This window comes from Shewanella avicenniae, from assembly GCF_017354945.1.
Classification (GTDB): domain Bacteria; phylum Pseudomonadota; class Gammaproteobacteria; order Enterobacterales; family Shewanellaceae; genus Shewanella; species Shewanella avicenniae.
This window is the reverse complement of sequence record NZ_CP071503.1, coordinates 1084512-1098378: the sequence shown is the minus strand read 5'-3', so window position 1 is coordinate 1098378 and position 13867 is coordinate 1084512. Positions and strand designations below refer to the sequence as shown.

General features: G+C 48.5%; 10 protein-coding genes. 2 read left to right on the top strand and 8 right to left on the bottom strand.

What is annotated here, in order from left to right; all coding sequences use genetic code 11:
- Window positions 1-153 precede the first annotated feature (153 nt).
- On the top strand, window positions 154-1710 hold the full coding sequence (locus JYB87_RS04760; protein WP_207355764.1) for a S10 family peptidase: 1557 nt from the start codon (window positions 154-156) through the stop codon (window positions 1708-1710).
- Window positions 1711-1813: 103 nt separating this feature from the next.
- On the opposite strand, the gene JYB87_RS04755 is transcribed toward JYB87_RS04760, so the two are convergent.
- Both JYB87_RS04755 and JYB87_RS04750 read right to left on the bottom strand, forming a co-directional pair.
- A complete protein-coding gene (locus JYB87_RS04755; protein WP_207356592.1) occupies window positions 1814-2974 on the bottom strand; it encodes an ammonium transporter in 1161 nt (386 codons plus the stop codon).
- A 453-nt stretch (window positions 2975-3427) separates the two neighbouring features.
- Window positions 3428-4711: an MFS transporter gene (locus tag JYB87_RS04750; RefSeq protein ID WP_207355763.1), complete on the bottom strand. Its 1284-nt coding sequence runs from the start codon at window positions 4709-4711 to the stop codon at window positions 3428-3430.
- Window positions 4712-4821: 110 nt separating this feature from the next.
- On the opposite strand from JYB87_RS04750, the gene JYB87_RS04745 reads away from it, so the two are divergent.
- Window positions 4822-5745: a LysR family transcriptional regulator gene (locus JYB87_RS04745; RefSeq protein WP_207355762.1), complete on the top strand. Its 924-nt coding sequence runs from the start codon at window positions 4822-4824 to the stop codon at window positions 5743-5745.
- 248 nt (window positions 5746-5993) lie between these two features.
- Here the strand turns inward: JYB87_RS04745 and JYB87_RS04740 are convergent, their stop codons facing one another.
- The 6 genes from JYB87_RS04740 to fdhF all read right to left on the bottom strand — a co-directional run bounded on the left by JYB87_RS04740 (window position 5994) and on the right by fdhF (window position 13858).
- Window positions 5994-8126 carry an OmcA/MtrC family decaheme c-type cytochrome gene (locus JYB87_RS04740; protein ID WP_207355761.1) on the bottom strand — a complete coding sequence of 711 codons (2133 nt, stop codon included), beginning with the start codon at window positions 8124-8126 and terminating at the stop codon, window positions 5994-5996.
- A gap of 912 nt (window positions 8127-9038) precedes the next feature.
- Entirely contained in the window at window positions 9039-9683 is a 645-nt protein-coding gene (locus JYB87_RS04735) for a thioredoxin domain-containing protein (protein ID WP_207355760.1), read from the bottom strand.
- 203 nt (window positions 9684-9886) lie between these two features.
- Window positions 9887-10441 carry a DUF3833 domain-containing protein gene (locus JYB87_RS04730; RefSeq protein ID WP_207355759.1) on the bottom strand — a complete coding sequence of 185 codons (555 nt, stop codon included), beginning with the start codon at window positions 10439-10441 and terminating at the stop codon, window positions 9887-9889.
- Window positions 10441-10977, bottom strand: coding sequence for a chalcone isomerase family protein (locus tag JYB87_RS04725; RefSeq protein ID WP_207355758.1), 537 nt, complete (start codon window positions 10975-10977; stop codon window positions 10441-10443). Before JYB87_RS04725 ends, JYB87_RS04730 begins: the two co-directional genes overlap by 1 nt.
- Window positions 10974-11459 carry a DUF2878 domain-containing protein gene (locus JYB87_RS04720; RefSeq protein ID WP_207355757.1) on the bottom strand — a complete coding sequence of 162 codons (486 nt, stop codon included), beginning with the start codon at window positions 11457-11459 and terminating at the stop codon, window positions 10974-10976. The genes JYB87_RS04725 and JYB87_RS04720 overlap by 4 nt, the downstream gene beginning before the upstream one ends.
- A gap of 221 nt (window positions 11460-11680) precedes the next feature.
- Entirely contained in the window at window positions 11681-13858 is a 2178-nt protein-coding gene (fdhF, locus tag JYB87_RS04715) for a formate dehydrogenase subunit alpha (protein ID WP_207355756.1), read from the bottom strand.
- Window positions 13859-13867: the final 9 nt, after the last annotated feature.

The following is a 13867-nucleotide window of genomic DNA, read 5'->3' as shown; positions in this document are numbered from 1 at the left end:
TATAAAACAGCAAGTTACGCAAAAATTATCGTTCAACATTACGCACAATAATGATATTTCCATTCACAAATTGTCGCACCACAGCCATTAAAATCTCTGTTACAACGGTACTCCGCAATCAAAAAAACATAATCAATAAAATTGGAGCTAACCATGCGTTTACTACCTCTAGCAGCGGTGCTTGCAGCCACCCTGTCAACCTCAACATTATTGCTCACTCCGGTGATGGCTGCCGAGCAAACAGCAGCAATCGCGGCTGAAGCGCAAGACCAAACAGTCACCACAGAACACGCCATTCGCTTGCATGGCGATAAATTCGAATACACTGCAACCACCGGCACTATGGTGATCCGCAACGACAAAAACGAGCCAGATGCCAAGGTGTTTTATGTGGCCTACACTAAGCCGGCCAAGCGCGGTGAACAGCGCCCGGTGACCTTCCTATTTAACGGTGGCCCTGGCTCTTCAAGTCTGTGGTTGCACATGGGCTCGTTTGGGCCAAAGCGGATTTTGACTGAAAATGCTGCGCCAACCGGTGCCGCGCCTTATAACTTGGTGGATAATCAATTTACCCTGCTGGATAAAACCGACTTGGTGTTTGTTGATGCCTTTGGCACCGGTTACTCACGCGGTATCGCCACCAAAGACAATGCCGATGGTAAAGATGATCCAGCCAAGCACTTTTGGGGCGTAGATGGCGACGTTGACGGCTTTGCCCGCTTTATTACCCGCTACGTCACCCTCAATCATCAATGGGCCGCGCCGAAGTTTGTCATCGGCGAATCATACGGCACAATACGTGCGCCAGCGCTAGTGAACAAACTGCAAGGCCAAGGCATGGCGTTCAACGGGATTGTGTTGGTATCTAGCATTCTTAACTATTCAGAAAATGCCCCCGGCTTAGATCGCCAATACGTGGGCATTTTGCCTACCTTTGCAGCTACCGCATGGTATCAAAACAAACTGCCAAACAAGCCAGAAAAGCTTGAGCCATTCTTGGATGAAGTGCGCACCTTTGCTGAAACGGATTACGCTATTGCCTTGGCACAAGGCCATAACCTCCCTGCCGACAAACTGGCGGAAATCGCCGAAAAACTGCATCAATACACAGGGCTAGATACCCAGTATTTGATCAACGCCAATCTGCGTGTTAATCAAGGCCAGTTCCGCAAAGAGTTGCTGCGTGATGAACACCGTACGTTAGGCCGCTACGATGGCCGTTATCTGGGCATGGATGATGACGCCATTGGCGCGATGCCTGACACCGACCCATCAAGCACAGGCCCAAGCGGCGCTTATGTGGCCAGTCTGCACAACTACCTAGAAACGGAACTCAACTACAGCACCACTGAGTCGTACAAGGTATCTAACCACGCAGCGTACATGAACTGGGACTGGAGCCATGCCCAAGGCGGCGTATGGGGCTTCCAATACAAAACCCGCGAGCCCTATGTGGTGCGCGACCTCGGCGATGCAATTCGCACCAACCCCGATCTGCATGTACTAGCGACCAACGGCTACTTTGATATGGCCACGCCATTCCATGCCACTGAGTACGATTTGGCGCACATGAACCTCGACCCAAGCCTCAAAGGCAACGTGTCGCTGACCTACTACCCATCAGGCCACATGATCTACCTGAACGAAAAAGCGATGGTTGATTTCTACAAGGATGTTGCTGGGTTCTACGACAAACTGTTGACCAAGTAATTGCTACCTCGCAGTCTGCAAACAAAAAGCTCAGCCAACAGGCTGAGCTTTTTCGTTGATGCATTGCCGACCTAAGAAACTTCCTGTCCGGCCTAAGTGAGCGTTACTCTTCGCTGGTCGCACCAATGCGATGAATAGCTAAGTCAGCGCCACGAAATTCATCTTCTTCAGATAAGCGCAATCCAGACACTAATTTCACTAAGCCGTACATCACAAAGCCGCCTACAGTGGCCACCACAATACCGGTCACAGTGCCCACCAGTTGCGCCATAAAACTTACGCCGCCTAAGCCACCGAGCGATGGGCTGGCAAAAATGCCTGCCGCAATACCGCCCCAAGCGCCACACAAGCCATGCAACGGCCACACACCGAGCACGTCATCAAACGCTGGAAACTTATTTTGAGCCATGGTGAATACCCACACAAATAGACCACCGGCAACGCCGCCCACCACTAAAGCACCAATCGGATGCATCAGATCTGAACCGGCACAAACTGCCACCAAGCCCGCCAGCGGGCCGTTATGGATAAAGCCAGGGTCGTTTTTACCGAGTAACATGGCCACCAAGGTACCGCCGACCATCGCCATCAAACTGTTGATTGCCACTAAACCAGAGATATTCTCTAGGGTCTGCGCTGACATCACGTTAAAGCCAAACCAACCGACGGCCAACACCCAAGCGCCTAACGCCAAAAACGGAATATTGGACGGCGCAAACGCAATCACCTTGCCATTACGGTAACGCCCTTTGCGCGAACCCAACAGTAAAATGGCAGCAAAGGCAATCCAGCCACCAACACTGTGCACCACTACCGAACCCGCAAAATCATGGAACTGCGCACCAAACTGTTGATCCAACCAGGCTTGGTAGCCGTAATTACCGTTCCAAATCAGACCTTCAAAAAACGGATAAACAAACGACACAATCAGCGCAGTTGCCACCAAAATTGGATAAAAACGCGCCCGCTCAGCAATACCGCCAGACACAATCGCCGGAATTGCCGCAGCAAAGGTTAGCAGGAAGAAGAACTTCACCAACTCATAGCCATTGCTTTGGGTTAACTCGTTGGCACTGGCAAAAAAATCAACGCCGTAAGCCACTTGATAGCCAATGAAGAAATACGCCAATGTCGACACCGCAAAGTCCGTCAAAATCTTCACTAAGGCATTTACCTGATTTTTATGCCGCACTGTGCCCACTTCTAAGAAAGCAAAGCCAGCGTGCATCGCCAACACCATCACCGCCCCAAGCAGGATAAACATGGTGTTCGCGCTATGGACGAGTGTTTCCACCGCCGAATTAACGCTCCCAACGTCAATAGTCGCCACAATAAACCTCTAATTTATAATCATTTATATAGGTAGTTAATGGTCACATCAGGCAAATAACGCTGATGAGACCGCCCCCTTCCCCCAACTCTGTAGGAGTACACGCCCAACAACGTGGAACAGCATTATACGAATGTTAACCAGATATGGAAGATATGTTGCTAAGCCTTAATGGCCGCTAATAAAGACTGTGCTGATAAGCAACACTTGAGCAAGATTGATGAGAATTTGTGAATCAAGCACTTCAGTGCAATAGGCTACTATTGACGCCATAAAAAGCGTCCATCATAACGGTGATAAATCATTCAAAAAAAACAGCCCCGCCTGTTTGCTAACAGTAGCGGGGCTGGTTACCGATCATTCAGCTACGACGGTTAAGGTCGCAGATTAGAAGCTTTGGCCTTGGGTGGCATGTTTTTCACGCCACGCCGTGACATACAGCAGTAACAAACCTGCCAACGCATAACTGCCAGTGAACATCACCACAGACGGCCAACCGCCATGCTGCCAAAACCAACCACCCGCGGTGCCAGAGATACTGGAACCCATGTAGTAGAACAACAGGTAGAGCGAAGATGCATGGCCTTTAGCCTGTTTCGCCGTTGCACCAACGGAGCTGCTGGCCGCTGAGTGCCCCACAAAAAAGCCGGTCGTAATCAAGGCTACGCCACAGACAATCAGGGTAATCGCGCCAAACAGGGTCAACATTGCGCCACTTAGCATCAGAATAAAAGCTGCAAACAGCAGTTTGGTACGGCCATATTTATCCGCCAAACTCCCCGCCATTGAGGAAGACACAATACCGAATGCGAATGCTAAAAAGATCATGCTGACTTGGGTTTGGTTAAAGCCAAATGGCTCAGACGACAAGCGAAAGGTGGTGTAGTTAAACAGGGTGACAAACACACTGATCAGCATAAAACCCACCGCATAAAGTTTCACCAAGCGCGGGTTACGCAGATGACTCTTCCATGAGGTCAAATGAAAACCTAAGTTCAGTCCCGGTTTGCGGACAAAGTTACGCGATTCTGGCAGCAGATACCAAAAGCCAATGGCAGAGATTAAACACAGAAACCCGAGTACGCCCATCGCCACCCGCCATGAAGCAAACTCAGTGAGTAGCCCCATCGCGACACGGCCCATCATGGCGCCAAAGGCGGTACCACCAACGTAAAGTCCCATCGCTTTGCCAAGATCTTTTGGGGCAATCTCTTCTGCCAGCCACGCCATAGCCACTGCGGGAACGCCGCCCAACACTATGCCTTCCAATGCTCGTCCTAGCAGCACCCCATGCCATTCTGGCGAAATCGCCACTAAACAGTTAAGCCCAGCAGCCGCAGCCATTGAGCAAAACATCAAGCCTTTACGACCCAAGGCTTGTGAGAATGCACCGGCTAACACAATGGCAAATGCGAGAAATCCTGTGGTGACGGAAAGGGCGAGTGAGCTTTCTGCGGGGCTAACCCCAAAACTGGCGGAGAGGTTGGGCAACAAAGGTTGCACGCAATAGATGAGGGAAAAACTGGAAAATCCGGCAAGAAACAACGCGATACTGGCATGTTTAAAAGCTTGAGAGCCTTTTTCGATACCGGCATAACTTTCGCTGTCAGCCACAACTGAATCGGCAGTTGCGCTGACAGCGCTGGAAGGACTAGGTTCTGAACTGTTCATAATATCTACGACTTTAGGCTAATAAAAAAGACAACATGGTCATTTTATGCAGCTGCAAGCAATAGTTCTAATATATAATAAATCACATCTTGATATGTTTTGGATATAGCATGGAGCTACGTCACATTCGCTACTTTTTAGCGGTCGCAGAAGAACAAAATTTCACCAGAGCCGCTAATCGATTGCACATTGCCCAGCCGCCATTAAGTCAGCAGATAAAAGCACTTGAGCAAGAGATAGGTACCGAGCTGTTCTTTCGCACCCCGCACGGGGCTGAACTGACTGACGCAGGCAAAGCGCTATATCGCGAAGTATCAGGCTTGCCTTTGCAAATACAACAAGCGAAGGAAACGGCGTTAAAAGCGGCCAAAGGTGAAACCGGTAAGCTGCGCTTGGGCGTCACCGGCACCGCCGCTTTGCATCCAGCAATTCCGGCGGTGATTCGCCAATATCGCCGTCGCTATCCTGAGGTGGAACTGACCATTGAAGAGGCTAACTCATTAGCCTTGGCTGAAGGGTTAGAAACTGATCGGCTTGATGCAGCAATTTTACGGCCCTCAGATCCCGATCCCAATCAACTGACCGTGCAGCACTTTTTGGAAGAGCAGCTGGTGATTGCCCTGCCCTCATCGCACCCGCTTGCGCGCCATTCCGAGGCGATTGATACCCGCTTACTGCGCTACGAACCCTTTATTATGACGCCAAGAACCCTCGCCGTGAGCCTGCACGATGCGGTGGTTCACGTTTGCCAAGAAGCGGGATTCGAGCCAGTGGTCGGCCAGCCAGCACCACAAATCGCCTCGATTTTGTCGATGGTGTCGGCAGAGCTGGGAATTTCGCTGTTGCCAGAATCGATGCAACAACTGGCGGTAAAAGGTGTGGTGTATCGGCCCATTCAGAAAACCGCCATAAAAGTGGAGTTAGCGGTTGCGCACTGCGCTAAACATCCATCCAAACCGGCACTAAATTTTGCGGCAGTGGTCAATCAGCAACGGTTAGCACGGGAAGCCTTGCTGGCAGAAAAGCCGCAATAACCGCAGATTAAACAGCAAAAAAGCAGCTCACAAGAGCTGCTTTTCTCATAGGTGCTAGGGACTACTTCAAACGGCACCAAAGCCTTTATGACAGACCCCAACAACATGTCACAAATACTGCTCGCGTTGATACTCAATCCGTGTTTTTGGGCCTCAACAGGGGACGCTGTGACAGCGAAAAACACGGTGACAACTTCGCAGTAGGGAAAGCTTCAGCTTAGTCAACCGAAGCAGTCCCCAGCTATTCGTTACATTTTGTGGAACTTATCGATACCGAATGACTTACCTTCAGCGTGACAAGTTGCACATGATTCAACTGGCAGAGCACTCGTTTCTGCTTCTGAACCTAACACATAAGCGCCATTTGACTTGAAGTGCGCAACCGCTGCTTCAGAGATATGGCAAGCGTGGCAGCTTTCAGATACAGGTGAAATGTAACCATTAGGCACTTGAATCGCTTTGCGGCCTGAAGTCAAAGTACCATCGTCACGGAACAGTGCATCACCGTCTTTGTGACACATAGTACAATCGTCAGCAGGACCTGGATAAGGCACTACATCATTGCTGTGATAATAGTGAACAGAGGTTGCCAAATCTTTGTTATCAAAGCCGTTGTGAGCGCCTGGATAATTGTTGTTATGGCAATCCATACATTGGTCAATATTATGCACACCGTGGTGACCACGTTTGACATAGTTCATGTCTGAGTGACAGGCATTACACTTGTCTTGTGCGATAGTGATGGTGTCTTCAACTACATAGCGTGAAGGAGTTGCAGTACCGCCGTCTAAGTTGAAGAACTTAGTTGGGATATTTGCACCAATCCAGTCGTCATCACCGAATGACAAATCGTCATCAGCACAACTTACTGCTTTACCTGCTGAGCTTACGCAATATTGCATATCGCCTGACAGATAGATGGTTCCGGTAGCTTGAGCATCTGTCACTTCTTGTGTCAGTTCCAATACGCCGTTAACCAAGGTACCAGCAGTCAGGTTAGGACGAGTTGCCCAACGAGTGACTTCGCCTGTAGCACTGATGTTACCCATCAGTGTTGAAGTTTTCTTGATCACAGCCAAATCAGCAACGTTCGCTAATGGTGCACCGTTCAGAGTAACTTCTGCAGTGACGGTAACCACTTGGTAGCCAGGGTTAACGGAAGCGGCTTTGGTTGCGCCGGTATAGTTCACTTTCAGTAGATCTGCATACTCAGCTTGTTTACCCACTTTGTGTGCTTGAATTGGTGCCAAAGGACCAGATGTGTGGCAAGCCATACATTGAGAGTCATCCGCTTGTGCCAATTCAAATTCAGAGTGGCCAACACCGGTAGCAAAGTCGATGTTAGAGTGACAGCCAGTACATGCAGCGCGAGTTGGCTCGGTTGCCCAAGTATCGCCACCTTGGTGACAAACAGTACATTCGTACAGCGGTGCTGGATATTTGATTTCAGCCCACTCTTCGGCTTGGATAAAGCCATAAGGCGCCAACGCAGCCAGATGTTCGCCGCCGTGGATACGGTGGATCATCGCTGGCAGGTCATAGACATAACCTTCGGCAGCTTCTTCAGCTGAAGGTTGAGTGCCTGGGTTATGACATTGGATACAGTTTTCAACACTTTCATAGTTGTGGTGAGCATGGATGTTGGCCAGCTTACCAGTTGCGTCGCTTTCACCGTGGCACTGTTTACAAACCGCATCAGGTACGGTGTCTTTACCAGAAGCAACACCCATTTCACCAGTAGCTGGCAGATAGGTGAATGTTTCCAATACTTTATCGCTAATTGCAACGCCGTTTTCATCAGTCAGACCGTAAACACGCAACATTATGCGATGTGGTGCATTCAAGTCATCTGCAGCACTCATGATAGTCGCAGCGCCATCATGTTCCCAAGTGCCGGTATAACTGCCTGGATTTTCAGGATCTTCGGTCAATGTACAGGTTTCAGCAGTACCACGCATACCGGTTAAGGTACAGTACATTGAGCCATTGCTTTGCCAGTAGACAGATGGACCGTCTTGAGTCGCATTTGTTACTGCAGTAGCCGAATAAACACGAATTTCTTCTAAACCAGTTAACGGTTTAGCATCACCCACTTGGTTAGTGGCTGCCACACTGAATTTCAATACGAATGCATCACTGCCTGCTAAGGTGTTTTCAGCAGCATCGATTGTGAACGACACATCACCGGCTTTGTAGACTGTAGAAACGAACTCGCCGGCGTTAACACCGTCTTTTCCGTCTGCACCGTCAGTACCATCTACGCCGTTTGCACCATTAGCACCATCTACACCGTCTTTACCGTCGTCACCACCACAACCTGTGAGAGCGAGCATGCCGGATAAGAGCAGTGCAAGTAATGACATATTATGATTTTTCATCATTTGCGTCCCTTGTTAAGTATTGTTAGCGCAAATACAGCATCATATGAAGTCAGTGGCTTGCCAGATATTACTAGCCAATATCATCATCAGGTTTATATCGGTTTTAACTAATTCAACGTTTCACAATGTGAATTAACACCGCGTCATCTGAACAACATATAAAACTGTCGCCAAATAAACATACTACAAATGTTGAATTAATTTTAAATTCAGTTGTTTTATATGTGACAAGAAACAACAAATTGCGATATTTAAAATCACCAAAATAAAAATATTAGTTAAACAGAGGATATAAAGATGATCTAACGCAAAGATAAAACGTAATACATTTCACCAACTAATTAAGCGAATCGTAAAATCCGATAATTAAAAATTCGCAAATTATTAGACTTTAGAATAATAAATGTGAAGACTCTAATAAGAACATTTATGAATTAATGACTTAAGCATTAAGTTGATATATCAAAACAAAATATAAAAGGTGCTAAGTAGGTCAAACAATCCGTGGCGAGCTAAACATCATACCTTTAAGCCATCACGAGTTTCAGCCCTGTACGCTAATAGCTATAAGTGCATCCCTCATACTTTTATATTTATTTTATATCTATCACTATTTAATAATTAATTGAATTAACATATAGGTCAGAGATCACATTCACCAACCTATTTTTCAATTACCGCAAATATTAATCATCGACAAAAATAAAAATTTCAGAAAACTAAAAGATAATAATAAAACCAACATAATTTTGAGCAAACCAGTGCTTATTGCTTGGTTGTAAGTGATTGCAGATGAATACTGTTTCATCATGGCTATTACATGATGGCTGTTACATAAAACTTTTGGAAATGAAGGTGACTCGCGAGCTACTTGTGACGAATTACCCTTCGCCACAAGTAACGAATATGCGCTTAGCTTTGTTTCAGTAAATATTCCACTAACGCTGTAAAGCGTGTTTGTGGGTCTTTGGCTTTGGATAACGCCTCAAACCGAATTTGATATTTGCCACTGACTAAAAACACCGGCACGCCTTTTAATCCAAATGATTGCTGATCGCGATATGCCACCGAGAGTCGCGCTAAGTTTTCATCTGAATCCATCATTTTTTCAAACTGCTGCGGATCAATACCTTTGCTGGCGATATAGCCTTTCACATCAGCAAGATCAGGCAAGCGACGTTCGCTACGCGCTAACGAACGGTAGTATTCCATGATGTCATAGATCAAATCGCCATGTCCCATTGAGAACAGCGCATAAAATACATGAGCATCGAATACCCAGCGATCATTACCCACCGCAGGGCGACGGACAATCGACACCTTGGGGTGTGATTCTTCGAAAGCTTTAACCAGAGGATTCATTGCTTGGCAGTGCGAACAACCAAGCCATAAATATTCCAACAGATAAGGCCCCTTGGTGTCTGGATCTTTAATCTGTTGTTCCAGCACTGTGTAATCAGTACCCGCTTTAAACTCATCATCAGCCTGCGCCAAACCAGACATCGCCAACATCGCGAGCATTGCGCTCGCCAGCCACATAAAACCCCGCTTCATCACACACGAATTCCTTTTAAAAACATAGGGCTTCATAGTGACGAATTTGCTGCAATATTGCTAGTGCCAAACAGCAAGCTCAACCTGAGCAATTGTTAAGCTTTGTTTAGCTGTGGCTTGCTTAGTCTTGGTTGGATTCACTTGGATTATCGATAGCCGATTGCGCCAACCACATGATGTACACATACTCACTCGGCTCAATCGACTCACTCGACGTCAAGCTTGGTGAAAAACAGCGTCACTTTGCCTACTTCGATACCCCACTTCGAAATTGAAGATACGTTAAACACATGGTGTTGATCTTGGCGATACATCCAATCATCAAAATGCACGTCTATATCATAGTCAGCGGTTTTCAAGCGAAAATCATAGCGCCAACGTAGTGCATTGCCCTGCTCTTCACCGCTGGCCTCACCGATAATATCGTCAGCTTGTCCAATATACTTGCCATCACTGCTGCGTGTAATGGTCCACACTCGAGTATCAGTTTCACCATCGTCATACGCAAAGGCTTCATCTAGGGTCAGCGTGTTACCGATGACAGTGCCCTTAATTTGCACTTCAAAGCGGCGCGTCTGCTTACCGGTGTAATCCTGCACCATGCCCCACGCTTTTAGTTCACCTTGGAAGTAGTCAAACAAGTCGAATTTAGGTGAAGTGGTGCGGTACTCCGTCAAATCGCTACTGCAGCCAGTGAGCGTTACGGTGGTGAGGATGAAGGCAAGCAGGCCGTGCCAGCGCTTTAGTAAGTGTTTTAACATTAGGTGGCTCCAATAAGTTGTTGCCGCAGTTTGGGATAGGCACTATTGGGCGATAACCAAATCGCTAAAAAAGCGCTGTCCAGCTGAGGATTATCGATGTGAGCTAAGGGTTCAAAAGTGGAAGACGCCTGCTGGCGCCAATAAAACCGCCCTTTATTGGCCGACGAGACATACACCAATTGATCCCCTTGATTCACACTGGGAAAAATAGCCGAAAGCTGCGGCAGCCATTGAGCCACTTGTTCGTCAGTAAATCCCAACTGTTGCCATTGCTCCTCGGTGGCCTTCAACAACTCTTCAGCGCTGATGTCGCGTTGGTAAACAATCTGTAGGGCGACTGTAGAGCCATCGCCTTCATAGCGGCCGCTTGGACTGCGCAAAGTTGAATGGTAGATATCAAACCAGAGCCAGCTCAGTTTGGCTTGACCAACACTCGGCCAAGTTACCCACTCTTGTGTTGGTTCGGCTTTTACTGGCGCGGCTAATACTGGCGCGGCTAAAATGCCAAGTAAGCTGAGCATGAGTCGCCATTTCATCTAAACCGTCCTCGATATGCCAACATCAAACCAATTAATACGCCCCACTGACAAAACAAGATCACTGCAGTGAGCGGCACACCGAAGGGCAACATCACTGCTTGCAAATAAGCACCGGCAAGATAACTCAACATTCCCGCCAGCGCCCCTAACAAAACACTGATGAACACAGGGTAACGCCGCAGTAAATCGCTCAACCACCAGCTGTACCAAGCGAAGGCCAACCACAGACTCATCATCCACCACGGCAGATGCGCACTATTGAATACAAAGAACCCCGCCGCTTGATTGATGCTATCGAGTACGATGCCAAACAGGGCCACTGCCAGACTCCAACGCCATTGCGCAGCGTTGGTTCTGATACTGAGCAGTAAAGTGAGGATCACCATCGTGAGGGTTAACCATTGCCATGCTTCGCGCCCCACCACGGCGGCGAACCACAAGCATTGAAACCAACACGATGAAAGAAGTAGCGCTTTCACTTAGTCATCCTCAATTTCGGCGCAAAAGGCAGTTAGCGAACGTAAAAATGTTTACCTGAATAGAAACGAAGCAATGAGGAGGAAGGATCATTGGCAATAACAAAAGGGGCTAACGTGTGACGGCCTGTATAGCGTTCGCGGGTTAATAAAGCAAAAAGGGACGCCCATTCCATGGTTGTCCCTTACTTTCGACGGTTAACACACTTTGCAATCGTTGCAAATTACACTGAAGCTATCTTAGGTTTGGCCTCATCTACGGCATTACGTAAACGCGCTTTTAGCTCGTTGTAAATCTGTGTCGCGTGGTTTTCAGCCCAGCGTTGATCGTCGATGGCGCTGATATTCACCGCACAATATTTCGCTTCAGGCGTATGAGTCACGGTATCCATATGCTCTTGGGTTAACTCGTTACACGCCCCGACCCACCATTGATAGGTCATGTAGACAGCACCACGATTCACCCGCTCATTGAAGTTAGCGCGAGTAATCACCTTACCGCGACGGGATTCAACCCACACCAGCGCCTGATCGCTGATCCCCAGTGTTTGCGCGTCTTGTGGATGTACTTGCACAAAGCCCGGTTCATCGGCCAAGGTTTTCAGTGCAGCGCAGTTGCCAGTCATCGACCGACAAGAGTAGTGCCCCACTTCGCGCACCGTACTGAGCACCAACGGAAAATCTGACGAGGTCAGCTCGCCCGGTTGACGCCAATGATGCGCAATCAATTGCCCTTTACCCGATGGCACAGCGTTGAACTTCAGATCCGTGTACAAAATTGCTGTGCCCGGATGATCTTCGCTTGGGCATGGCCATTGAATATGACCAAACTCACCCATTTTTTCGTAGGTAACGCCATAGTAGATTGGGCAGAGCTCGCGCATTTCATCCCAAATCTGCTGGTCATTGTCATACTGCATGGGGTAGCCCATCTCAGTGGCAATCAGCGAGATAATTTCCCAGTCACGTTTGACGTTGTATTTAGGCTCAACCGCTTTTTCAAAGCGTTGGAAACCACGGTCACAGCAAGTGTAAACACCGCTATGCTCGCCCCACGACGTCGCCGGCAAAATCACGTCCGCCATTTCAGCGGTTTTGGTCATGAAGATGTCTTGCACCACCAGCAAATCAAGCGCTTCTAACCCTTTACGCACCGATGCCAAGTCCGCTTCGGTTTGCAGCGGATCTTCACCCATAATGTAGTAGCCCTTGATTTTGCCCTCATCAGCAAGATGCGGCACCAACGACAACCTCACCCCAGGCTCGGTATCCATCTGTTCCGGGTCAATCCCCCACGCCTTGGCAAACTTAGCGCGAATAGCCGGATCTGTGACCGACTGATAGCCAGGGAACAAATCCGGCAAGGCGCCCATATCACAGGCCCCTTGCACGTTATTTTGTCCACGTACTGGCGCAACACCCGCGCCTTCGCGACCAAGATGCCCAGTCAACAACGATAGCGCAGCCAAACCTTTCACGGTTTCGGTGCCTTGGCCAAATTGGGTGACGCCCATGCCCCACATAATCACCGCAGATTCCGCTTTGGCATACGTGCGCATCGCTTCACGGATCTGGCTTGCCGCCACACCGGTGATCGCTTGCACCGCTTCAGGGGCATAGTCTTTCACTACATCCCACAGGCCTTCAAAGCCTTCGGTGTACTTCGCCACAAAATCGCGGTTGTAGAGGTTTTCCTCAATCAGGGTATAAATAAAGGCATTAATCAGTGCCATATTACTGCCGTTGCGCAGCTGCAAAAATTGATCAGCGGTACGCGCGGTTTCAATTTTACGCGGATCGCACACCACAATTTTGGCGCCATTTTGCCGTGCTTTAATAATGCGACGCGCCACAATCGGATGCGAATCAGCACCGTTATAACCAAATACGAACAAGCATTTTGATTTTTCAATATCGTCCAACGAGACGCTCATGGCGCCGTTGCCCAATGTACTGCGCAGACCTGCGACAGAGGGGCTGTGTCAGACGCGCGCGCAGCAGTCGACGTTATTAGTGCCGAGTACTGCGCGTGCAAATTTTTGCATCACATAGTTGGTTTCGTTCCCGGTGCCGCGTGATGACCCTGTGGTCATAATTGAGCGCGGACCATACTTGGCTTTAATGTCGGCCAAGCGAGTAGCCACAAACTTAATCGCTTCATCCCAGCTAACGGTTTCAAACGCCGCATCCCGTTGGCGACGGATCATCGGCTCGCGTAAGCGTGGTGTGAGTAATTTGGTATCGTTGAGGAAGTCCCAGCCATAATAGCCTTTCAGACACAGCTCCCCTTGATTGGTATAGCCGTTGGCAGCTTCAGCGCGAATAACCTTGCCGTTATCTACGACGAGCTTCAACTTGCAGCCTGCTCCGCAATAGGGGCAGACAACGGTTGTTTTTTCCATAACAGAATT